The 24,621-nt window shown below is 59.6% G+C and carries 17 protein-coding genes; 7 read left to right on the top strand and 10 right to left on the bottom strand.

Annotated elements, in window-relative coordinates:
- Positions 1-114 precede the first annotated feature (114 nt).
- From mlaE to AC30NL_RS00700, 5 genes are all read right to left on the bottom strand, one after another.
- Positions 115-894 (bottom strand): lipid asymmetry maintenance ABC transporter permease subunit MlaE, encoded by a 780-nt coding sequence (mlaE, locus tag AC30NL_RS00720; protein WP_489462092.1) that lies wholly within the window; start codon positions 892-894, stop codon positions 115-117.
- Entirely contained in the window at positions 891-1,715 is an 825-nt protein-coding gene (locus tag AC30NL_RS00715; RefSeq protein ID WP_489462098.1) for an ABC transporter ATP-binding protein, read from the bottom strand. The genes mlaE and AC30NL_RS00715 overlap by 4 nt, the downstream gene beginning before the upstream one ends.
- A gap of 235 nt (positions 1,716-1,950) precedes the next feature.
- Entirely contained in the window at positions 1,951-3,429 is a 1,479-nt protein-coding gene (locus AC30NL_RS00710) for a glutamate synthase subunit beta (protein WP_489462091.1), read from the bottom strand.
- Positions 3,430-3,503: 74 nt separating this feature from the next.
- A complete protein-coding gene (locus AC30NL_RS00705; RefSeq protein ID WP_489462097.1) occupies positions 3,504-8,261 on the bottom strand; it encodes a glutamate synthase-related protein in 4,758 nt (1,585 codons plus the stop codon).
- Positions 8,262-8,394: 133 nt separating this feature from the next.
- A complete protein-coding gene (locus tag AC30NL_RS00700; protein WP_489462090.1) occupies positions 8,395-9,087 on the bottom strand; it encodes a transposase in 693 nt (230 codons plus the stop codon).
- A gap of 185 nt (positions 9,088-9,272) precedes the next feature.
- Here AC30NL_RS00700 and AC30NL_RS00695 point away from each other — a divergent pair, with 185 nt between their 5' ends.
- The 7 genes from AC30NL_RS00695 to AC30NL_RS00665 all read left to right on the top strand — a co-directional run bounded on the left by AC30NL_RS00695 (position 9,273) and on the right by AC30NL_RS00665 (position 18,007).
- Positions 9,273-9,863, top strand: coding sequence for a GspH/FimT family pseudopilin (locus tag AC30NL_RS00695; protein ID WP_489462089.1), 591 nt, complete (start codon positions 9,273-9,275; stop codon positions 9,861-9,863).
- The gene (gene pilV / locus AC30NL_RS00690) at positions 9,860-10,489 is read left to right on the top strand and encodes a type IV pilus modification protein PilV (RefSeq protein WP_489462088.1); all 630 of its coding nucleotides are present in this window, start codon (positions 9,860-9,862) and stop codon (positions 10,487-10,489) included. The genes AC30NL_RS00695 and pilV overlap by 4 nt, the downstream gene beginning before the upstream one ends.
- The gene (locus tag AC30NL_RS00685) at positions 10,486-11,460 is read left to right on the top strand and encodes a PilW family protein (RefSeq protein ID WP_489462087.1); all 975 of its coding nucleotides are present in this window, start codon (positions 10,486-10,488) and stop codon (positions 11,458-11,460) included. Before pilV ends, AC30NL_RS00685 begins: the two co-directional genes overlap by 4 nt.
- Positions 11,457-12,200, top strand: coding sequence for a pilus assembly PilX family protein (locus AC30NL_RS00680; protein WP_489462086.1), 744 nt, complete (start codon positions 11,457-11,459; stop codon positions 12,198-12,200). Before AC30NL_RS00685 ends, AC30NL_RS00680 begins: the two co-directional genes overlap by 4 nt.
- Before the next feature lie 225 nt (positions 12,201-12,425).
- Positions 12,426-16,868 (top strand): pilus assembly protein, encoded by a 4,443-nt coding sequence (locus tag AC30NL_RS00675; protein WP_489462085.1) that lies wholly within the window; start codon positions 12,426-12,428, stop codon positions 16,866-16,868.
- Positions 16,865-17,410 (top strand): type IV pilin protein, encoded by a 546-nt coding sequence (locus tag AC30NL_RS00670; protein WP_489462084.1) that lies wholly within the window; start codon positions 16,865-16,867, stop codon positions 17,408-17,410. Before AC30NL_RS00675 ends, AC30NL_RS00670 begins: the two co-directional genes overlap by 4 nt.
- A 9-nt stretch (positions 17,411-17,419) precedes the next feature.
- Complete coding sequence (locus AC30NL_RS00665) at positions 17,420-18,007, top strand: hypothetical protein (RefSeq protein WP_489462083.1); 588 nt, start codon at positions 17,420-17,422, stop codon at positions 18,005-18,007.
- A gap of 98 nt (positions 18,008-18,105) precedes the next feature.
- Here AC30NL_RS00665 and aroB read toward each other — a convergent pair whose 3' ends face one another.
- From aroB to AC30NL_RS00640, 5 genes are read right to left on the bottom strand one after another with little or no spacing between them, the layout of a single operon-like run.
- Entirely contained in the window at positions 18,106-19,203 is a 1,098-nt protein-coding gene (aroB, locus tag AC30NL_RS00660) for a 3-dehydroquinate synthase (protein ID WP_489462082.1), read from the bottom strand.
- Between the two features lie 10 nt (positions 19,204-19,213).
- Positions 19,214-19,792: a shikimate kinase gene (locus AC30NL_RS00655; RefSeq protein ID WP_489462081.1), complete on the bottom strand. Its 579-nt coding sequence runs from the start codon at positions 19,790-19,792 to the stop codon at positions 19,214-19,216.
- Positions 19,777-21,900 (bottom strand): hypothetical protein, encoded by a 2,124-nt coding sequence (locus AC30NL_RS00650; protein WP_489462080.1) that lies wholly within the window; start codon positions 21,898-21,900, stop codon positions 19,777-19,779. The genes AC30NL_RS00655 and AC30NL_RS00650 overlap by 16 nt, the downstream gene beginning before the upstream one ends.
- Positions 21,901-21,944: 44 nt before the next feature.
- The gene (locus AC30NL_RS00645) at positions 21,945-24,110 is read right to left on the bottom strand and encodes a type IV pilus secretin PilQ (protein WP_489462079.1); all 2,166 of its coding nucleotides are present in this window, start codon (positions 24,108-24,110) and stop codon (positions 21,945-21,947) included.
- Positions 24,107-24,607, bottom strand: coding sequence for a pilus assembly protein PilP (locus AC30NL_RS00640; protein WP_489462096.1), 501 nt, complete (start codon positions 24,605-24,607; stop codon positions 24,107-24,109). Before AC30NL_RS00640 ends, AC30NL_RS00645 begins: the two co-directional genes overlap by 4 nt.
- Between the last annotated feature and the right edge of the window lie 14 nt (positions 24,608-24,621).

Below are 24,621 nucleotides of genomic sequence, written 5' to 3'. Positions count from 1 at the left end.
CACCTGATCTAGGCGCAAAGCACAGCCATAGCCCGGGCTATGGCGAGCATTTGCAACGACGAGCAGGGGTCTTTTGGCGTGATGAGCGGGCATGATCGAAAGACTCTCAGGCTCTCAGCCCGTCGAAAACATCAACGCAGTGAGCACGAAGTCCGTGGCCAGCACGGACAAAGACGAGATCACCACGGTCCGCGTCGTGGCATAGGCCACCCCCTCCGGCGTGGCCTCGGTTTCATAACCTTGATAGAGCGCGACGGCGGTGCAGATGATGCCGAACACGAAGCTCTTCACAATGCCGTTGCCGACGTCACGCCAGACGTCGACGCGCGACTGCATGATGGACCAGAAGTTGCCCGAGTCAATTCCCAGCAGCAGCACGGCGACGACATAGGCGCCGAGTATGCCGACCGCAGAAAACAGAATCGCAAGCAAGGGCATGGACACCATCCCGCCAATGAAGCGGGGCGCGAGCACACGGCTCTTGGTGTCGATGGCCATCATTTCCATCGCGGCGATCTGTTCGCCGGCTTTCATGAGGCCGATCTCGGCTGTGAGCGACGTGCCCGCGCGGCCCGCGAACAAAAGTGCAGCCACCACCGGACCCAGTTCACGCACAAGCGAGAGGTTGACGATCAATCCAAGCGATTCGGTCGCACCGTAGGTGACGAGCGCGTAATACATCTGCAGCGCAAGCACGAAGCCCACTGCCATGCCAGAGGCCAGGATGATCAGCAATGACAGGTTGCCGATCGCATGGATTTGCGTGACAACCAAGCCGAAGCGACGCAGGGAAACAGGGATGGCCTTCAGCAGGTCGACGAAGAAGTAGGCCGCGTGGCCGAACGAACGGAGCACGGACAAGGTGCGGGTGCCGACTGTGGTCACCGGATTCATGCCACGGGCTCCTTGACGTCGAAGTCTTGCGCGAGCGGCGCCGCCGGATAGTGGAACTTGACCGGCCCATCAGGCTCGCCACGCACGAACTGCCGCACTTCGGGATCGGTGGAGTTCATCAGATCGGAGGGAACGCCTTGCGCAACGATGCGGCCTTGAGGCGCCATCAGAATGACGTAGTCACTGATTGCCATGCACTCGGGCACGTCGTGTGAAACGACCAGCGAGGTGGCGCCGGTGACATCATTCAGCGTACGAATCAGGTTGGCCGCGACGCCCATCGAGATCAGGTCGAGCCCGGCGAAAGGCTCGTCGTACATGATCAGTTCCGGGTCGAGCGCGATGGCCCGAGCCAGCGCAATGCGCCTGGCCATGCCACCCGAAACCTCGGAAATGCGCAAGCCCGCCGCACCGCGCAGACCCACGGCATTCAACTTCATCAGCACGATGTCGCGAATCATCGCCTCCGGAAGATCGGTGTGCTCTCGCAGCGGGAAGGCTACGTTCTCGAACACCGAAAGATCGGTGAACAGCGCTCCGAACTGAAACAGCATGCCCATGCGCCGGCGCATGCGGAACATGCGCTCGCGGTCACGCGGGTCGACGACCTCGCCATCGAAACGGACCGCGCCGGACGTGGCGGCATTGCTGCCGCCAATGAGGCGCAGAAGGGTGGTCTTGCCGCAGCCCGAGCCACCCAGGATGGAGGTGACCTTGCCACGCGCAAAACGAAGACTCACGTCCTTGAGGATGGTTCGGCCGGTGTCGTAGCCGAACGTGACGTGATCGATCTCGATCAGGCTGTCAGATTTCAAGCGGATGGAGCCGGCCGGAGAGAGGCCTGATTGGATTATTCGGGCATGCGCCACCAAATGGGAAATGGCGCACGAAGACCGAACGATTCTCGCACGGGCATCGAAATCCCCGGGGCAAACCGTAGGGGGTGGTCTGTGCGATGTTGCGCACAGACCACCCGAAAGGACGGTTTGTCTGGCGCCGGGGCGCCCCAAGCCGGATGGCGGAGCATGGCGACTGGGGGGCCTTACCACCTACCGACTATCGAGGCAGGTCACTCGCGCCCATCAGGAACTCGTCGACCGAACGAGCGGCTTGTCGACCATCGCGGATTGCCCACACCACCAGGGACTGACCACGGCGCATATCGCCCGCGGCGAACACTTTGGGCACGTTGGTCTGATAGCCGCCGATGACATCGGCACCGGCCCGTGCATTACCGCGCAAGTCCTTCTCAACACCAAATGCTTCGAGGATGCTGCCCACCGGGCCCACGAAACCCATGGCAAGGAGCACCATGTCGGCCGGCAGGATCTGCTCGCTGCCTGCCACCTCGACCATCTTGTTGCCCTGCCACTCGACACGAACGGCCTTGAGCGCCTTGATCTTGCCCTTTTCCTTGCCTTCGCCGGCGATGAACTCCTTGGTCGCGATGGCGAACTCGCGCTCGCAGCCTTCTTCGTGGCTGGACGACGTGCGCAGCTTGATCGGCCAGTAGGGCCACACCAGCGGCTTGTTCTCCTCCTCAGGAGGCATGGGCAGCAGTTCGAACTGTGTGACGCTCGCCGCCGCGTGGCGGTTGCTCGTGCCCACGCAGTCGCTGCCAGTGTCACCACCGCCGATCACGATAACGTGCTTGCCCTCAGCGCGAAGCTGGCCCTTGACTTTGTCGCCGGCGTTGACCTTGTTCTGCTGCGGCAGGAACTCCATCGCGAAGTAGATGCCTTCGAGATCGCGCCCGGGCACCGGCAGATCGCGCGGCTGCTCCGCACCACCGGTTAACACGACCGCATCGAACTGGTCCTTGAGCATCTCGGGGCTGATGATTTCCTTGGCCCAGTTCGTGACCTTGCTGCCTTCGGGCAGGTGACCAATCATCACGCCTTCACGAAAGACCACGCCCTCGGCGCGCATCTGTTCGACGCGACGGTCGATGTGCGACTTCTCCATCTTGAAGTCGGGAATGCCGTAGCGCAGCAGGCCACCGATACGGTCGTTCTTTTCGAACACCGTCACATCGTGCCCGGCACGGGCGAGTTGTTGCGCAGCGGCAAGGCCGGCAGGCCCCGAACCGACGATCGCCACGTTCTTGCCCGTGCGTGTCTTCGCCGGACGCGGCAATACCCAGCCTTCCTTCCATGCGCGATCAATGATCGCGTGCTCGATGCTCTTGATGCCCACCGCATCGTCATTGAAGTTCAGCGTGCAGGCTGCTTCGCAAGGCGCGGGGCAGATTCGGCCGGTGAACTCCGGGAAGTTGTTGGTCGAATCCAGCACATGCCACGCGTTCTTCCAGTCGCCGCGGTACACGAGATCGTTGAAGTCCGGAATGATGTTGTTGACCGGGCAGCCGTTGTTGCAGAACGGAATGCCACAGTCCATGCAGCGTGCGCCCTGGACCTTGGCCTCTTCTTCCTTCAGGCCAATGACGAATTCGCTGTAGTTCTTGACGCGGCTGGAAACGGGCGCGTAGCCCTCTTCGACGCGCTCGTATTCAAGAAACCAGGTGACTTTTCCCATGATGTTCCCGATTTGGTATTGCTGATGCAGGCACCGCTTAGGACATGGCCCGGAAATTGTTTTGGGCCATGTCCTTACTTGGCGCCCACCGTCTTGCTCTTTTTGTCGGCGGCCTTCGCCTTCGCGATGGTGTCGCCGGCTTCCTTCGCGGCATTCAACTCGCCCAGCGCGCGCCTGAATTCGTTCGGGAACACCTTCACGAACTTTGCGCGTGAGTCGGCCCAATGGTCGAGGATGTCTCGAGCACGCAGCGAGCCGGTCCACTTGTGGTGGTTTTCGATGAGCCTCTTCAAGAGCGTCTCGTCAGCGGTGCCTTTGTGCCAGATGGCCTTGTCGATCGAGGTTTCCTGGTCTTTGACCGGAAGCACCTTTTCGAGCGACACCATCGAGGTGTTGCAGCGCTCGGCGAATCTTCCATCTTCATCGAAGACATAGGCGATGCCGCCGCTCATGCCCGCCGCAAAATTGCGCCCCGTCCTGCCGAGCACGACGACCGTGCCGCCGGTCATGTATTCGCAACCGTGGTCGCCGGTGCCTTCGACCACCGTCGTCGCGCCCGACAGCCGTACCGCGAAGCGCTCGCCCGCCACACCGCGCAAGAAAGCCTCGCCGCTGGTCGCGCCGTAAAGCACGGTGTTGCCGACGATGATGTTCTTGGTCGCGTCGCCGCTGAAGTCGATGCTCGGACGAATCGCGATGCGGCCGCCTGACATGCCCTTGCCGGTGTAGTCGTTGGCGTCACCGATCAGATAGAACGTGATGCCCTTGGCGAGGAAGGCGCCGAAGCTCTGCCCACCCGTGCCTTCGAACTGGATAAAGATGGACTGGTCGGGCAGACCTTCGGGATGACGGCGGATCAACTCTCCGGAGAGCATGGCGCCCACCGTGCGGTTGACGTTGCGCGCCTCTTCCATGAACTGCACCTTCTCGCCGCGTTCGAAGGCAGGCTTGCTCTTCTCGATCAACCTGACGTCGAGCGCCTTGGAAAGACCGTGATCTTGTTCCTCAACCTGGCGGCGCGGCACTTCCTCCGGCGCCGATGGCAGATGGAAGATGCGGCTGAAATCCAGGCCCTTCGCCTTCCAATGCGAGATGCTCTTCTTGGTGTCGAGCAGGTCGGCACGGCCGATCAGGTCGTCGAACTTGCGAATGCCCAGTTGCGCCATGATCTGGCGCGCTTCTTCGGCAACGAAGAAGAAGAAGTTCACCACGTGCTCGGGGCGGCCCTGGAATTTCTTGCGAAGCACCGGGTCTTGCGTGGCCACACCCACCGGACAGGTGTTGAGGTGGCATTTGCGCATCATGAGGCAGCCTTCGACGACCAGCGGCGCTGTGGCAAAACCGAACTCGTCAGCGCCTAACAGTGCGCCGATGACAACGTCGCGACCTGTCTTCATCTGGCCATCGGCCTGCACTCGGATGCGCGAGCGCAGGCGGTTAAGAACCAGCGTCTGTTGCGTTTCGGCCAAGCCCAGCTCCCAGGGCGTGCCGGCGTGTTTGATGGAACTCCAGGGCGAGGCGCCCGTGCCGCCATCGTGGCCCGCGATCACGACATGATCGGCCTTGGCTTTCGCCACGCCGGCCGCGATCGTGCCAACACCCACTTCGCTCACCAGCTTCACGCTGATGCTCGCCTTTTGATTGGCATTCTTCAGGTCGTGGATGAGCTGCGCGAGGTCTTCGATCGAATAGATGTCGTGGTGAGGTGGCGGTGAAATGAGGCCGACGCCCGGCACCGAGTAGCGCAGGAAGCCGATGTAGTCGCTGACCTTGCCGCCCGGCAGTTGGCCGCCCTCGCCAGGCTTGGCTCCTTGCGCCATCTTGATCTGGATTTGATCGGCACTGACGAGGTATTCGGTGGTGACACCGAAGCGGCCTGAGGCGACTTGTTTGATCTTCGAACGCAGCGAATCCCCGGCCTTCAGCGCGTAGTCGGCTTCAATCACCTTCTCGCCGACGACTTCACTGACCTTGGTACCGTCCTTGATCGGGATGCCCTTGAGCTCGTTGCGATAACGCGCCGGGTCTTCACCGCCCTCGCCCGTATTGCTCTTGCCACCGATGCGGTTCATCGCAATCGCAAGCGTCGAGTGTGCTTCTGTTGAGATCGAGCCGAGCGACATCGCGCCTGTTGCGAAGCGCTTGACGATTTCGCTCGCCGGTTCGACTTCTTCGACCGGAATTGCCTTGCTGGGATCGAACTTGAACTCGAACAGGCCGCGCAAAGTCATGTGGCGACGCGACTGGTCGTTGATGATCTGCGCATATTCCTTGTAGGTGTCGAACTTGTTCGCCCGCGCGCTGTGCTGCAGCTTGGCGATCGCGTCCGGCGTCCACATGTGCTCTTCGCCGCGGACTCGCCACGCGTATTCGCCGCCAGCATCGAGCATGCCCGAGAGGACCGGGTCATCGCTGAAGGCGGCCTTGTGCATGCGGATGGCTTCTTCCGCCACCTCGAACACTCCGATGCCGCCCACTTGCGATGCGGTGCCGCGGAAGTATTTGTCGACCAGGTCCTTCTCGAGACCGATGGCTTCGAACAACTGAGCGCCGCAATAGGACATGTAGGTCGACACGCCCATCTTGGACATGATCTTCGACAGGCCCTTGCCGATCGCCTTCACGTAGTTGTAGATCGCCTTGTCGGCGGACATGTCGCCGGGCAAATCCCTGTACAGACTCGCGAGGGTTTCCATTGCAAGATATGGGTGCACGGCTTCGGCACCGTAGCCCGCTAGCACGCCGAAGTGATGTACTTCGCGAGCGGAGCCTGTTTCGACCACGAGGCCCGCCGTCGTGCGCAGGCCCTCACGCACCAGGTGCTGGTGCACAGCCGACAAGGCCAGCAGCGCAGGGATCGCGATGTGGTCGCGGTCCATCTTGCGATCGCTGATGATCAGGATGTTGTGGCCGGACTTGATAGCGTCCACCGTCTCCGCACACAGCGAGGCAAGCTTGGCTTCGACGCCTTCATCCCCCCAAGCCGCGGGGTAGGTGATGTTCAACTCGTAGCTCTTGAACTTGCCGTGCGTGTGCTTCTCGATATGGCGCAGGCGCGACATGTCCTCGAAGTCGAGGATGGGCTGAGGTACTTCGAGCCGCATTGGCGGATTCACCGCATTGATGTCCAGAAGGTTCGGCTTCGGCCCGATGAAGGACACGAGCGACATCACGATCGCTTCGCGAATCGGATCGATCGGCGGGTTCGTGACCTGCGCGAACAGCTGCTTGAAATAGTTGTAAAGCGGCTTGTTCTTGTCCGACAGCACCGCAAGCGGCGAATCATTGCCCATGGACCCGATGCCCTCTTCGCCGGCCTGCGCCATCGGGCTCATCAGGAACTTGAGATCTTCCTGCGTATAGCCGAAGGCCTGTTGGCGGTCGAGCAGGCTCTCAGTGAACACGCCCTGCTCGGCATCCACCGGGATCTCTTCAAGCTTGATGCGAACGCTTTCAATCCACTGGCGGTAAGGCTTGGCAGATGCGAACTGGTTCTTGAGCTCTTCGTCGTCGACGATGCGGCCCTGCTCCAGATCGATCAGGAACATCTTGCCCGGCTGCAGACGCCACTTCTTGACGATCTTGTTCTCGGGGATGGGGAGCACGCCGGACTCGGACGCCATCACGACGATGTCGTCGTCCGTCACGATGTAGCGTGCCGGGCGAAGGCCGTTGCGGTCGAGGGTGGCGCCGATCTGACGGCCGTCGGTGAAGACCATGGCGGCCGGGCCGTCCCAGGGTTCGAGCATCGCCGCGTGATATTCGTAGAACGCGCGGCGGCGCTCGTCCATCGTCGTGTGCTGCTCCCACGCCTCCGGGATCATCATCATCGCGGCGTGGGCAAGCGAATAGCCGCTCATCGTGAGCAATTCGAGAGCATTGTCGAAGGTGGCGGTGTCCGACTGGCCTTCGAAGCTGATCGGATAGAGCTTCTTCAGATCGTTGCCGAGCACGGGTGATTTCATCACGCCTTCACGGGCGCGCATCCAGTTGAAGTTGCCCTTGACGGTGTTGATTTCGCCGTTGTGCGCGACCATTCGGTAGGGGTGCGCGAGCGGCCATTCGGGGAAGGTGTTGGTCGAGAAGCGCTGGTGCACCAGGGCGAGCGCGGAGACGACACGCGGATCCTTCAGGTCCTTGTAGTACTTGCCGACCTGATCGGCCAGCAGCAGGCCCTTGTAGATGATGGTGCGGCAGCTCATGCTGGGTACGTAGTACTCGCGGCTGTGCGTGAGCTTCAAGGCCTGGATGGCACTGGAGGCCGTCTTGCGGATGACGTAGAGCTTGCGTTCGAGCGCATCGGGGACGATCACGTCAGGCCCGCGGCCGATGAAGATCTGCCTGAGGATCGGCTCCTTCGCGCGCACGGTCGGCGACATCGGCATGTCGCGGTCTACCGGAACGTCACGCCAACCCAGCAGCACTTGCCCCTCCGCCTTCACGGCGCGCTCGAGCTCCTGAATACAAGCGAGGCGGGATGCGTGCTCCTTGGGCAGGAAGATCATGCCGACGCCGTATTCGCCGAAAGGTGGCAGCTCGACGCCTTGCAGCGCCATCTCGGCCCGGAAGTAATCGTCCGGGATCTGGATCAGGATGCCTGCGCCGTCGCCCATCAGCTTGTCGGCACCGACCGCACCCCGGTGATCGAGGTTCTCGAGGATCTTCAGACCCTGTTCGACGATGCCGTGCGCCTTCTGGCCTTTGATGTGGGCCACGAAGCCGACGCCGCAGGCATCGTGTTCCTGGCCCGGGTTGTACAGGCCTTGTGCAGCTTGGCGCTGTTCATCCAGGGATGCAGTGGCGAGCTGCGAAGGAGCCTGGTTTGAAGACATGTCCATAGCGGGTTGTCCAGGGGGATGCCCGCGAGAATACTGCAGCGCACAAAAGGCGACAACGAAAATCTCCGCTTGTCTGTCCCCAATTAATTCAAGAAATCAAAACACGTGGAATTAAATAGGGACAGACTCATTCCCGCACTTTGACTTTGGAGGGACGCCCCCGGGGCATGGGGACCGTCCGCCGACCCGTGGCCGTCCACTGGACGAGAACCTCAGGATTGGCCCAGCCCCACCCCTTGAGAAGCCGCCCCTCGATCTGGCGCATCTTGTCGGTGGCGAGCCCACCGTCGAGCATTCGCCTGTGGGCGGCTTCGCGCTCGAACGGCGTGTTTCCCAGCGACCACAAGGCCACACTGCTGGACAACACCAAGTCGCGCCCACCAGTCACGTGAGGGCCCGCGCTGGACCACGGGTACTCCGCGGGCGACTGGACCAGACCGGCACGCACGGGGGCCTGCTCGACGTAGACAAGGCAATCGATGACGTGCCCTGCCGCAAGCGGCGCTGCGGTAAAGCGACTCCGCCACAGCGCACCTTCGCGACCATGACGACGGTTGTATGCGGCAACAAACCAGCGCGAGATGGCCTGCATCATTCGGCCGAGAGACTGCTCCTCGGCCGGCGTACAGAGCAGCAGCCACGTGTCCGGCAGGAGTGCGTATCCGTGAATGGTCACGCCACGTTCCGTGGCCGCGCGCCTGAGGCTCGCAAGAAACGCCTCGCATTCGGCACCGTCATGGAAAGGTAGCGCACCAGGCACCGCTGATTGCCGCACCAGATGGACCTCTCCAGGCACCACCAAGCGGTTCAGGCGGGCCATGCGAGCCGAGGCGGAGCAAGGAGCTTGGAGACTTTGTACACGTTCGCTATTGGGAAGGTTCCGCAAGTCACGCAGGAACGACCGTTCGTCTGCGGGCACTAGGCTGATGAAAATGCCGCGGTTAATTTACACGAGCGGGCTACCGACGCATCCCATCTACAGAGCAGTCATTACCTCTCAACATCATGGTCCAGCACGAGCGCAACACGAACCGATTCGTACGCGGCTTCACGTTGATCGAATCAATGATTGTCGTGGCCGTGCTAGCGATAGCCACCACACTCGCAGTGCCCTCCCTCAACGGCATCATCATCAAGAACAGGCTCGCATCGATCAGCAACGAGTTCACGTTCGCATTGCAACAAACACGCGCGCTCGCCATTTCGAAAAACAGCTGCGCGACGATTTGCGCATCGACCAACGTTTCCTCCAACCTGACGACAGGAAACACGTGCAGCAACGGCAGCAGCGACGACTTCCAAAAGGGCTGGATCGTATTCGTCAACCCTGCCTGCGATGGCACACAAACGGACCCCAGCCTCGCGGGCGCGACCCTGACAAGCCAACGACAAGCGCAGACAACAGGCTACTCAATATCACCATCGAGTGCGTCGTTCAGCATGGTGATGTTCGATCCACGCGGATTTGCCACCTTGACCGCCGCGGGCAACTTTCAGGTGACCTCACCATCAGCCGACCCCGCATTGAAACGGCTCATCTGCCTCGACGTTGCTGGGCGCGCAACGGTACGTGGCGCAACTGCCTCATGCTCATGAAAACACTTCACAAACCTGCCAAGCTGATTGGCACCAGGAGTGGCCACACGGACCAACAAGGCTCGACGCTCATCGAAGTCTTGGTAGCCATTCTGATCCTCTCGATCGGCCTGCTCGGCATCGCCGGAATGCAAGTGTTGACCATGCGGTATTCGCAAGGCGGCTGGGCTCGGGCCGCAGTCGCCGCCAACCTGTCGGACATCGCTGACCGCGTTCGTGCGAATCCGAGCGCGAGCGTCACGGCGTATCAGTTCTTGACGGACTACACGACACAACGAACCGCTATCGAAGCGGGCACGGTCACGGCCCCAAAGGATTGCGAAACTGCAATCACATGCACACCCGCTGAACTCGCTGCGTCTCAAATTGTCCGTTGGCGGTTGGCGCTCGCACGCGACTTGCCTGGCGGAGCCGGATTCATCAGCGGCCAACGCGACACTGGATACGTCGCCACGGTCATGTGGTTCGACAAGAGTTTTGTGCTTGACAGCGCTCCGACGTCACTGGATTCGGCCGCTGCATGCGACAGCACGCAAACCGGGATTGCCGGGCGAACGTGCTGTCCTGCATCCGCGGCCTCAAAGCTCCCGGGGATTCGCTGCACCAACATGCTTGTGACACCATGAATCAGATTCAATCTCAACGGGGCGTGACACTTGTTGAACTGATGGTCGGCCTGACGATCGGTCTTGTGCTGTCCTTGGCCGCCTCGTCCATTTACTTGGCAACGACCGAAACGTCCCGAGCCACGAAGGCCCATGGCGACATCAACGAAACCGGCAAGCTCGCACTCGACATGGTCGGCCGCGAGATTGAAAAGGCTGGCTTCTACCCAGCCCAATATCCAACCGACGCGACCACCGACAAGGTCAACGGCCAGTACACCAACATCAAAGCACCGGGCGTCAATTCCATCTACAACGCTGGGTTGTACGGCTGCGATGGTTCGCACTACGACGCATCCGCGGGCGGGACATGCGAAGCGACACAGGCGGGCAAACCCGATGGAATCATCATCAACTACTTTGCAACCGAAGAGTTCGGAACGTCATCGTTCCTAGGCAACTCGAACGACTGCAATCGCAATCCGGCGTCGAGCGATACGGCCAACACAGCTCGGGCCGCGGCGAAGCTGCCAATATTCGTTTCGAATAGATTTGGCCTTGTCGACAGCAACTACACGGACCCCGACGGAAATACCATCACGGCACATAGCCTCGCCTGTCACGGCAACGGCGTTGAGGCGAACACCGCTCTGCAACCACTGCTCATGGGGGTCGAAGACCTGGTCTTTCGGTATGGGGTCTATGCGGCCGGCGGGACCGACACAACCGTTCAAAGCCCAGACCAATTTCTGACAGCGGCTCAAGTCAACGCCCTCACGACAATTTCGGGTCTGAACCCATGGCAGCGCGTGTCTGCTGTCAAAGTCTGCATGTTGGTGCGATCCCTGCAAAGCGCTCGTATCGGGGATGCCACGCGCACCTATGTGGATTGCCGCGGCAACTCGAAAACACAGCCAGTCACGGACCACACGGTCTACAAGCGCTTTGAGCGAATCTACGCAGTGCGCAACAACCTGACCGGCACGCTATGAAGAACCTCACCATGGAAGGTCGCTCTTGCGACGGAGCGCAGCGCGTGCCCACCAAGGGCATCGCATTGCCTGTTGTACTTCTCTTTCTGTTGATCATCACAATCGCGGCGTCATTCACCATCCGACGTTCCACGCTCTCCGAAGGTCTGACCCGCAACCAACTCGATTTCGAAGTCGCGCGCCAAGCAGCCGAAGCGGCCCTGCGCGACGCTGAACGTGACCTCCAATTGAAGACGAGCGGTTTAGTAGCGAACGCGGCGTGTGCTCGTGGCGCTGAGCGGCCGATCGGAATTACCGTCGTTGGTTTGCCGTACTTCAACACGGACTGCCCACGCGGCCAGTGCCGCCAAATGCTCTCGTATTACGACGCAAGCAACTACACGACCTCCCCGGCCACGAACCCTCAACCTTGGTGGCCGGCCACGGCCGACAAAGGTGGGCTGTGGGGCAACAACACGATTGGCGCGGTGACCGGTTGCTCATCTGGCTCGACCTGGCAAAACCGATGCGTGGCCGCCGCGATCTCCGGCGCGAACTGCACATTCAAAGGTGCCGTCCCGCTCGGCACCTTCACAGGAACCCCCGCGGTGCAAGGCGTTGCGCGCCAACCTGAATACCTGATCGAGTACATGAGCCGCGATATCACGAAACCAATCATGCGCATTACCGCTCGCGGCTTCGGCGCGGACGTGCAGACCGAAACCGTGCTGCAGAGTTACTACAGCCCCTTCCTGAATTGAAGTGAGCCCATCATGAAACGCATTTTTCGAAACCTGCTGATCACGATCGGGGCTCTCTGGGGCACGGTCGCTCAGGCGCAGCCCGCCGCAATCCCGCCCAACATCCTGTCGAACAACAACTTGCCGATGGTGATGTTGAACGCTTCCAAGGACTTCACGATGTTTTGGAAGGCCTATACGGACTTCGATGACATCGACTTCGACGGCGTCGTCGATCGCACATACATGCCCGCGTTCAAGTACTACGGCTACTTTGATCCGGCGAAGTGCTACACATACAACGCAAGTTACAACCCCGGCACGTCGGCCTATAGCCCAGCAACAGGACGCTTTGAGCCGAGCCGCATTGCCGATGTAGAGAGCGGCAAATACTACTGCACCGGCTCCTCAAAGGAGTGGAGCGGCAACTTTCTGAACTGGATCTCGATGTCGCGCCTCGATGTGCTGCGCAAAGTTTTGTACGGCGGCATGAGATCGGCTGACACATCAGGTGCCACCACGCTCGAGCTCTCGTTCGTACCACGCAACAGCCAGGCGTTCGTCAAGTACTACAACGGCAACGACCTGAACCGCCTGACGCCATTCACCAGCACAAACGCGATGGCCAAGGGCGTTACCTTCTGCCGCCGGCCAGCTGAGAATTCAGGCACGTCGCAGAGCAGCATTCTTACCCCAGAGATACGTGCCGCAGTGGGCAACCTCCTCCTCTGGAATATGACAGAGATACTGAGTTGCAACTGGTCGTCGGAGGTCGGCTATTCATGGCAAACACCGACCATCAACTTTCTCAATGCGAACTACCAGACGCCCGTGGGCGACTACGGTTCAGCCAACTCGAACCACGCGCACTTGACCTCGGTGCCGGCCAAGAGCGGGGAGAACACGAGCTTCGTGGCCCGTGTGCAGGTTTGTGCGAGCACACTGCTCGGCACGGAGAAGTGCAAAAACTACGGGACGTCCTCGTCGCCGGCATACAAACCGATTGGCTTGCTTCAGGAGTTCGGTGAAAGCGCCAGCAGCGGAACCGAAGCGGCCAAGGCTGAGTTCGGGCTCATGATGGGTTCTTATGACAACAACCTGCGCGGCGGCGTTCTGCGCAAGAACATGGGGCAGATCAACGACGAGATCGATTCAGCCACAGGTGTCTTCATCACACCAGCCTCCGGGACCGGCGGCATCATCAAGTCATTCAACGAAATCACTCTATACGGCTACGACTTAGCAAGCGGCAATTACGCCGACACCTGCTTTTCCGACAGCATTACCAACGGCAGTTGCCCCTCGTGGGGCAATCCGGTCAGCGAGTTACTTCTTGAGTCGTTGCGTTATTTCGCTGGCAAGTCGCCGCTGTATTCACCTGGAACCAAAGACAGCACGATTGGTCTGCCCGCCGTCACATCGTGGTCTGATCCCTTGACGTCGAATCCGACGATCGGCTCGTCAACTCGAGCCAAGCTCTACGGCCAGCCGATTTGTCGCCCGCTGAACATGCTGACAGTAACGAGCGGCTCGAGCAGCTTCGACGACGACGACCTGGTCAATTTCTCGCAAATTCAACCCACGACCACCTATACAGCCGCAGGTCTGACAAAAACGATAGGAGACAAGGAAGGCATTACAGGCACTATCCGATTGGTTGGACTTAACGGTGGCACCACCACGGCCGAAAAGGATCAGCTTTGCACCGGAAAGACAATCACTGATCTTGGCAAAGTAAGCGGCGTGTGTGCCGACGGTCCGAACTTCCGTGGCACCTACCTTGGCTCCGGCATGGCGTATTACGCCAACACCAACGCCATTCGAAATGATTTCACCTCGACTTCAATACCGAAGGATGTCTCGGGTCACGCACTCATGGTGCGCCAGTACGGCGTATCGATGTCTGGAGGCGTCGCAACGATCGCCGTCCCGGTTGGAAGTGGTCAATTCGTCTACATCACGCCCGCATCGCAGGATCAGCTGGGTGGGCATTTGCTCCCAGGAAACTTGGTCGACTTCAAAATTCTGTCCCGAAGCGCCGATGGCAAATCCGGTGCTGCGCTGGCACTGTGGCAACACAACATGCTCGGTGAAGACCAAGATCAGGACCAGCTTCAAAGCTTGCGCTGGGTTCTCAATGATTCGACCTCAACACTCAAGGTCTACACCCAAGCCGTCGAGGCCAACAGCGGATCGACAGCTCCACTCGCCAGCGGCTACACCTTGGTTGGCACGAATGCTGATGGCGTACATCTCCACAGCTCGATCAACAACTACGCCACCACAGAAACCGGCCTGGATGTGAGCCTCGCGCTTTACTCGGGAACGACCACTGGCAGCCCAGGTTCTGGCTGCACGATCGACACCATCACGTCCTACCCTCGTTCACTGTGCGTCTACTACAGTGGAAAGTACTATCGCGGAGAGACGGGCAAGAGTTACACCGTCACTGGCGCGAGGGATGCACTCATTCGCGAGCCGCTTTGGTACATGTCCAAATACGGTGGCTTCAAATACGACAAGAAGACCTATACCGGCCTGTGGCCCGATTCCAGTAACCTGGACGCGTGGGACGTGAAACGTGCCGACGGAAAAGCATGCGGCGGCGTCACCGGCCTGCCGTGCAATGACGGGGAACCGGACAATTATTTTGTTGCCCGCAGTCCTGAACTGTTGGAGTCGTCGTTGCGCGAAATCCTTGAGGACATCGTCAATTCGGCGAACACTTCTCCTGCAATTGCATCAAGCCAACTGCGAGCTGGCGACCTGAAGTATGTCGCGCGATTCGAGCCTAGCGACGGCCACGGTGAACTGTCTGCCTACGCGATTGACGAAAAGACCGGACTCTTCTTGACCAAGTCCGAGTGGGATGCGCACCCAAAACTCGCGGATTCAATCACTCGTCCGGTGGTCACCAACAGTGGGAGTTCAGGGATTCAGTTCCAGTACAACAGCCTCGATTCCGCCAAGCAGACCGTTCTGAAGTCTGGGATCAGTGACGCCACTGTCGCCACCGCTTACGCAAAGAGCATGATGCAATGGCTGCGAGGCGACACGACGAACAAGAGCCAGTTCCGCGTTCGCGCCTCGAATTCGGTGATGGGCGCACTCGTCAACTCGAATCCGACAGTGGAAGTTCCACCTGCCGCCAACTTCTTTGGCTCCAATTTCGCCGGCTACGGCGACTTTGTGAACAAATGGTCAACCCGTCCCGGCATCCTGTGGGTCGGATCTGGGGATGGAATGTTGCACGGCTTCAATGCCAGCTCTGCGAAGTCTGGCGGCGGAACACCCATCATTTCGTACATCCCGGAGCCGGTCTTCGCCAACCTGCCCAATTGGGCGAATCCGACGACGGCAAAGGTTCAGGCCTTCGTGGATGGCTCCCCATTCGTGGGCGACATCACGGTCGGCGCCACCTGGTCAACTTATCTCTTCAGCAGTTTAGGTCGAGGAGGCAAAGGCATGTTTGCGCTCGACGTGACGGACCCTGCTGTTCTTGCCGACGAGACGAAGGCCTCCAACATATTCAAGTGGCAGTTCACGTCCGCGGACGATACGACGGATCTCGGATACATCATTTCTGAACCTACCGTCAGCCGTTTCAGCGGCCAGTCGGGCCAGATCGCGCGCATGAACAATGGCAAATTCGCGGCTCTGTTCGGCAACGGCGTGATGAGCCCAAGCGGCAAGGCAGTTCTCTACATTCTGTTTGCCGACGGCCCCAGCGCCGGAAGCTGGAGCGGACGTTACGTGAAGATCGTTGCCGACCCAGGCCCGGGTAATGCGTTGTCGCAACCGATATGGGTCGACGAAAACAACGATGGCGTCGCCGACACGATCTATGCGGGGGATCTCAAGGGCAATCTGTGGAAATTCGATGTGAGCAATGCGGATTCAACAAAATGGGGGGTCGCCTATTCTGGCAAGCCGCTGTTCACCGCAAAGGACTCTGCAGGCACGGCCCTTCCCATCACATCCGCACCTGAGTTCCGATTCCATCCGATGGGCGGCCAGATGCTGATCTTTGCCACAGGTAAGTCGTACGAGAGCGGGGACTTTCCGAATACAAGTCGCACCAATGCAATCTTCGGCATTTGGGACAAACCAGTGTTCAAGACCACGGTCGCCTCATCTTTGGATTCCACCTTGCCGCGCACGCTGAGCCAACTTCAGGCACGCACGTTCAACAACGTCAGCAGCAGCACGACGGATCGATATGTCTCCGGCAGCGTCATCGACTGGAGCACCAAACTCGGCTGGTACTTGCCGTTCAACGTCTCGTCGGAGATGTCCGTCAGCAACGCTGCGATGGTGAATTCCCAGGTTGCGATCGTCTCGGTCGCTCCTGCGCCCACCACATCGCCAGAGCCGTGCTATCCGACGCCCCAGGCGCGAATAACCGTTGTGGATGCCATCACAGGATTGCCAGGCAGCGCCTTGCTGGGCACGACAGTCGTCGGCAGCACGACTTACTGGCTCGCATCCATCTCCATCAGTGATCAGAAGGTTCGGATCAGCCGAGACGCCGTGGGAACGGGCACGAACTACACAACAGGTTCGTGCGGCAACGGTACGCTGAATTGCTCTCGTATCGTCGGTGACAAGACCGACACCGGCGTGGCCGGGGCCAACACGAACGCCCGTATTTTCTGGCGTGAAATTCCTGGCCTGAAGACGAACCCATGAACGCCATGAGTCATGCAAATATGTTCAGTTATCAACGGTCCCGCTGCGCTGAGTTTCGCAACTCAGGCGCGGACCGAGGCTTCACCCTGATTGAGTTGATGATCACGGTCGCGATCATCGCGGTGCTCTCCGCGATCGCTTACCCGTCCTATAGCGAGAGCGTGGCAAAAGGGCGCCGCAGCGATGCGCAGGCGGTCCTTGTTCAGGGTAGTCAGTGGATGGAGCGCTTTTACGCTGAGAACTACGCATACGACAAAAACACGGCTGGTACCGCAGTCACAGCGTCCAGCCTCTTCGGAGGGCGTTATTACCAGTCGCCAACAACGGGCACCGCCAACTATTCGATCGTTGTGGCGGACACCACGGGCCCTTCGGGTTCTCCAACCCCAAAGACATATGTTGTCTGGGCAAAACGGACGGGTTCGATGTCTAGCGACAAGTGCGGAGACTTTGGCTTGACCCACATGGGCGTAAAGATGATCAAGAATTACGGATCCCAGTACGCTGATGCTGCGACAGCATTGGCCGCATGCTGGAGGTAGCGAGCGCGCATGATGCGAAAGCTTGTGCTGATGACTCTGTTCGTCGTCGGGTCTGCGACGGCGCATGTCATCCTTGGCGTCGCTGTTGCCGCGTTTGTCGCATCGGATGTCGCCGGCTCGAATCCAGAAGCAGACTTGCGAGTCTCTGCCCTCCGCATACGCAGCATGACTGAGCCTGAAAAGACGGCAAAACTCGAACCAATCGTCGAGCAGGTGCGACAACCGCCTGCTGGCGCCCTCGCAGCTCCTGAGTCCGATCCGAGCAATCTTGCCGACAACACAATTTCTACCGACCCAAGTCTTCGGGCACGCTATTACGAGAGCCACGAAGTCGACATTCCCGCCGCACCGCTACCCGATTGGGAAGTGGACGCGGACCAGCTTGTGACATCTGGCGTGCGCAGGTTGAGCTTTGCCGTCTGGGTGGACGAACGCGGCGTCGCCCGCAAGTGCAAAGTCCTGATCATGGATCCCGTTGGGGCACTCAAGCCTGAGGCTATTGCAGCCCGTCTTTGCACGACAAACCTGATGCCGGCTGTGCGTCGCGGAGTCAAGGTGGCAAGCGTGCGTCATATCGAACTTGTGCTCGCTCAGTAAGCGCCAAACTTACTCCGAACCTTCGACAGTGAAGGCATGTCAGCCAGTAAGGCGCTTGTATTCCAGATTGACCCTCAAAAAACGCCTCTTCTCGACCATCATCCCGTGTTGCTCTCGATGACGGCACGGACTTGCGCGTCCGGAGCCGATCGGAGAATCGCGTGCCCCGGCGCATCGATGAGCACGAACCGGATGTCGCCACTCTCAGACTTCTTGTCTCGGCCCATGAGTTCGAAGTATCGGTCGATGCCGAGACGGGGCCCTATCGTCGGCAAGCCTGCCCGCTTCACAATCTGCCGAATTCGCGATGAATAGGTGGCGTCGATCAAGCCGAGTCGCTCGGAAAGGTCTGCCGCCATCACCATCCCGCAACCAACCGCTTCACCATGAAGCCATTCTCCGTATCCCAATCCCGCTTCGATTGCATGGCCGAAGGTATGGCCGAAGTTAAGGATCGCGCGCAATCCGGACTCACGTTCGTCTTGCGAGACGACAAGTGCCTTGATCTCACACGATCGGCGAATCGCGTACGCAAGGGGTTCTGCTTCGAGGCCCAGCAAGGCATCGAGGTGCTCCTCGATCCAGGAGAAGAATCCGTCATCGGCGATCGGACCATACTTGATCACTTCGGCGAGGCCCGCTGCGATCTCGCGCTGAGGTAATGTCTTCAGAGTGTCCAGATCGGACACGACCCGTACCGGTTGGTAGAACGCTCCGATCATGTTCTTGCCCAGCGGATGATTAATGGCAGTCTTGCCGCCGACCGAGGAGTCGACTTGCGCGAGCAATGTTGTGGGAACTTGAACAAATGGGACGCCACGCATATAGCACGCGGCGGCAAACCCGGTCATGTCGCCAACCACCCCTCCGCCGAGCGCGAACAAGACTGTCTTGCGATCACATGCCGCGGCGAGCAGGTGGTCGAATATCGTATTGAGAGATTCCCAGCTCTTGTGGGACTCACCGTCAGGGAGTACGACCAGACTGACCTTCGCGTACCGAATGCTCAGAGCGTGTGCCAGTTGCTGGGCGTAGAGCTTCTCTACCGTGCTGTTGGTAACAATGACAGCGGCAGTGGCGCCGGGGAGACCGTCCCAACTGTCGCCTCGTTCGATGAGGCCGCTTCCGATGACAATGTCGTAGCTGCGTCCTTCGATTCCAACGGGAACAATCACGTTCAATGCCGGTTTTTTCATGTCGGCAAGTTTAGGCGCTTGGAGTTGTCGGCTTCCGCTCCACGGGCGACGCTACGCGGGACGACTCGACCACGCCGGCAAGTTCCAGTTGCATGAGGATCATTCTCACCAGGGCGGGCACTGACGGTCGACCAGTTTCGATGATAAACCTCGCGGAATCACGATAAAGAGGATCCCGCTCTTCAAATAGTTCCCGCAGCTTCCGCAAGGGGTCCTTCACTTGCAGCAAGGGGCGCTGCGTATCGTGTCGCAGCCGCTTGAAGATTTCCTCCGGGGTGGACCGGAGGTACACCACGACAGAATGCTCCCGCAGGCTCTGACGGTTTTGTTCGCGAAGCACTGCACCGCCACCGGTAGCGAGAACGGCGCCACCCCGGGCAAGGAGGCCAGCAAGCGTCGCCTGCTCGAGGTCACGAAACGCCGGCTCGCCTTCCACTTCGAAAAAGTGCCGAATGCTTGTACCGATCTGCCGCTCTATCTCGGCATCGACATCCACAAACGGGCACTGAAGTGCCCGCGCCAGTTGGCGCCCTACGGTGGACTTGCCTGCACCAGGAAGACCGACAAGACTGACTACTGGGGGGTGCACGCCGTCCCGGAGGGAGAAGTCGTGATGCCGACCGGCACCGAGGTGGTCAAACCACCCGGCGAAGTGAACTTCAAAGTCAAAGTGCCCGAAGTGACGCTGTCGAACGAGTAAGTGATCGTCGCCGAACTAACGTTCGTGGTACTCGGAACGGGGGTGCCGCCACTGACACTCGCCGTGATGCCCGTCGTTGCCACCACGCTCACCGTGGTTCCTGCAGCCATCGGGTTCAATCGTCCAGCAGGAGATGCCGCCGGAGAGTACGTGTTGTTGTCACCGACCAAGATACTCAGCGAGCCAGTCGCAGCAAGGTTGAATATGCTTCCCGCCCCAACAAGGTAGTACTTGTTGAACGTTGTTCCGTCACCATCGTTGAGGGTCACAGCAGCGCAGCCGTTGCTGAGTGTTCCGGATCCGATTGAATTCCAGAGTGGCCGTGCACCAGAGGTGGACAGCACCGTTTCGACGGCACGGCGCACGTATGCCTGGCCCCAAACCCCATCGCATCTATTGCTCCCGCTGAAAGTTGCGACTGACGGTGTATATACGTCAAGTTTGAGCTTTGGGGTGGTCGCAGTGACGCAGGCAGCAGTCGTACCAGTCAACGTGTACGGTATGCGTTGGTCATTTGCCGCATCGAAGGTCGAGAAGTACGGGCTCGACACAAAGACATCGCCCAGATCCTGAAAATCATCTCCGGCATCGTAGACATTGTTGCCGTTTGCATCGATGAACGACTCTTCACCCAAGGCGTACGCGACTACAGTGATCCGGCCATCCTTTGGACGAGGGGTAGACGAGAGGAAGGACGTGGTCGCAGTCGCGTTGCCATTCGTATCGATGACAATTTGCTTCGAACCGACAATCTGACCACCCTCGGTCACGAAGTTGATGGTCGTTCCGGCCGGAACAGGATTACCCATGCGGTCGGACGCGATGATCGTGTACGTATTCGGCGTCCCATCGATGTTGAAGCCCTCGATGTTCAGTGTCTTCTGCGAGAACGAGAAGTTGATTTGCGACGGCAGCCCGACGGTAATCGTGAGGTTGCTGGACGACGTCGTAATCGTTGAGCCCACCAAGCTCGCCTTCACGCGGACAGGCGTAGGAATGGTCCCAGAGTTCACCAGGACTTTGACTTCACCATTCGAGTCCGTGGTCTTCGTGACAGCGGTAGACACGCCGTCCAGCGTCAGACCACCTGTATACGTTGTCGCGATCATCGACACCAACTGGTTTGGAATCGCTCCGCCCGCAATGTCGACCACCTTGAAGGTGACGGTTGACGTTTCTGTGAACCCCGATCCCTTGATATAGATTGTTGACGGCGAGGCGGAGACGAAGGTCACACTGCTCACGGCGGGCGACGCGATCTTCATTGTCAGCGGAGTACTAACACCAGTACCGCCGGTGACAGTCGCTTGCAGAGAATCGCTTGCTACGTTCGCGCCACAACCAGCGTCCTGATATGCGAATGTTGCGGTACCGTTGGTCGTCGTCGTGCTGGTTTGTGAAAGAGTAGCCTTGCCAGCCGTGACACACGCCGAGCTCACCGCGACGTTGACGGGACTTCCGGCCGCAGCGTTCGCGACGGTCACTGAGAGCGTGGCTTGCCCGTACGCACTGAGCGTGCCGGCTCCTACGTCGGAGGTGAAACTCGAGATAGTGACATTGCTTGCAGTTAGCTGATATCCGATCGTTGCCTTCACTGCAGTACCGTTGACGGAAGCAGACGCAGTCACCGAGTCGGCCCCGACCGCCGTACTGCTCTTTGGATACACAGCCACCGACGCTTGCCCAGACGAGTTCGTAAGGGCGGTCGCAGCGCTGAAGGTGCCAAGCCCGCCATCCGACGCGAAGGTGACCACCTGGCTGGCAATCCCATTGCCTTTCGAATCCTGCAGGGTAGCCGTTACCGTCGCAGGGGCAGAGGAGGTGACCGTTGGAGACGACAGAGCGACCGTTAGAGTTGGCGCACTCGTCGTTGTGCCGCCAGTGGAACCTCCGGTGGATCCGCCACCAAACGTCGAGTCTCCTGCATTCCCACCGCCACCACAGGCGGCAAGAGTCATCGTGAGAAGACTCGCCGTCAACCAGTTTAGGATCTTCATCGGAAGCCTCACTCTATGTCGGGCGTTGATATTCGAATTGCCGATCAGCGGGCAGCGGAACGATCACTCACCACCTTGGGCGTGATGAAGATCAGCAATTCAGTTTTGTTCGAGGTTTTTGTCTTCGTCTTGAACAAGTTGCCCAAGTAAGGAACATCCCCCAAGAACGGCACCTTCGTGATGTCTTCCCGATCTGTCTGCTCGAAGATACCGCCGATCACCACCGTGCCGCCGTTCTCGACCAGCACCTGCGTCTTCACATGCTTGGTATCAATCGCGAAGCCGGCTGCTGTCACACGACCCACGCTGTCCTTGTTGACGTCGACGTCGAGTATCACGTTGCCTTCCGGCGTAATTTGGGGCGTCACCTCGAGTCGCAGGTTCGCCTTGCGGAACTGCAGTGCCGTGGCCACGCTCGATGTCGCAGTCTGGTACGGAAGCTCTTCACCCTGTTCGATCAAGGCCTTGACCTGATCGGCCGTGATGACGCGCGGGCTTGAAACCACCTTGCCCTTGCCATCAGCTTCCAGGGCCGAGATCTCGAGGTTCAGAAAACGATTGGACGATGCCCCGAACAACGACAGCGCAAACGTGGCCGCATCAAAATTGTTCTGCCCAGTGGCAGGAAGATTCACGAACTGAGTGTCGGTGAAGGGAACCGATGTCGCCGTGGTCTGCTGTGTCTGCGCTCCCACAGCGTTCATGTTCCCGCCGACGGTGACGCGGTTGTCGCCTCCGATACTGTATCCAGGGGTGCCTCCGCGAAGGCCACGAAGGTCGGAGCCTCCCAACCTCACGCCCAGCGACCGCCCGAACTTGTCGTCAGCGATGACGATGCGTGCTTCGATCAACACTTGGCGAACCGGGATGTCGATCTTGGTGATCATCGCCTGGATTTCTTCCAGCTTTGACGGAACGTCGCTCACGAACAGTTGATTCGTTCGGGTCTCGAAGATCACGCTGCCGCGTGGCGACAAGATGCGGCTTGCCGTGCCGCCGCTCTGCCCAGTGGACTGCCCGGTCAGACCCTTGGCCACTTCTTCCGCCTTCGTGTAGTTCAACTGGTAGGACTGCGTGCGCACAGGCTCAAGCGCCAGAATCTGCGCCTTCGCTTCGAGGTCGACCTTTTCCTTCGCCGCGAGTTCATCTTTGGGCGCGATCCAGATCACATTGCCGGACTTGCGCAGTCCCAATCCCTTGGCCTGCAGAATGATGTCGAGGGCCTGATCCCAAGGAACGTCTTTCAAACGCAAGGTGACATTGCCAGTCACAGAATCGCTCGTCACCACGTTGAAGTTCGTGAAGTCGGCGATAACTTGCAGCAGCGCACGCACTTCGATGTTCTGGAAATTGAGCGACAGCTTTTCCCCAGAGTAGCCAGGACCCTGCGTCAACTTGTTCGGGTCGATCTTCTGCGGCCGCACTTCAAGCACGAACTGGTTGTCGCTCTGATAGGCACTGTGTTCCCACGCACCGCGAGGGTCAACGATCAGCCGAACCCGGTCGCCACTTTGCGTCGCAGTGACGGTTTGCACTGGAGTGCCGAAGTCTGTGACGTCAAGACGACGACGCAGGTTGTCGGGCAAGGTTGACCGCAGGAATTCGACAACGAGACTCTGACCTTGCTGACGGATGTCGACGCCGACCTGATTGCTCGGGAGATCGACCACAAGCCGGCCCGCACCGTCCGGCCCGCGGCGGAAGTCGATGTCGCGCAGTGCCACCGGCGAGCGATTCAGGCTCTCAGCGAAATGCACCGGCTCACTGCTGGTCGCCGCACCGGAGGCAACAGGGGCCGCCGTCGGGGCGGCAAGAACAACCAGAAGAATCTTGCCTTCCAACTGGACCTGATAGTTCGCCGGCTGCTTGAGATTGAGCACGAGGCGCGATCGCTCGCCCGACTGCGCAACGTTGATCGAACGCAGGTTGCCCTGGTTGATGTCAACGCTCGACTTGCCCAGCGCATTCGTCACGCCCGGAAGATCGATGGCAACGCGCGGAGGCGTCTGTACCGTGAATCCGTTGGGCACCGTGGCCAGCGGCTGAGCCAATTCAATGCGAATGATGTCAGAGCCCGCTTGCTGGCTACTGTTGATCGACTGGATCGCGTTCTGCGCCCACGCCGGAATCGTCGCGCCAAGGCACACCACTAGCGCGAGTATTCGCGCCCCCCAATTGCCAGTCATTCCTGTCTCCTGCATGCACTTCATCGCGATTTCTCCTGGAGCTGGAGTGAGCCCGGACGCTCAATCCATTCGCCAGCCGCATCCTGAACAATCTCTCTCAGGGAAATTTCGGTTTCGGTGATCTTGGTGATCTTTCCGTAGTTCTGCCCGAGATAGTCACCGACCTTGACCTGATACAGCAGGCTGTCCACTTTCAGCAGGGCATACGGCTGACCGTGCTTCGCCACGCTGCCAACCATCGACATTCCGTCCAAGGGGTAGGCTTCCAAGGGTTCTTTGCGCCGGTTGATTTCCGCCGCCAACATGGAATTCGGCTGTCGGGCTTCCTGCTTGAGGGCCACGGTCAACTTTTGTTGGCTGAAGGGGTCGACGCCCGAAAGGGCCAAATAGGGTTGTGGATCGAACTTCTTTGGCGGCGACAATGGCAGCACACTCGGCTTGACCTCGTGCTTTTGCTGCTCCATCCACTGAGCCAATTCGTCCTGCTCGCCAGAGCACGCTGCAAGAGACGCCACAAGCATTGATGCGGCCAATG

Source organism: Rhizobacter sp. (assembly GCA_021153565.1).
GTDB lineage: Bacteria > Pseudomonadota > Gammaproteobacteria > Burkholderiales > Burkholderiaceae_C > Albitalea.
Note: the sequence above shows the minus strand (reverse complement) of the source record. Positions and strands in the feature narration are given on the sequence as shown.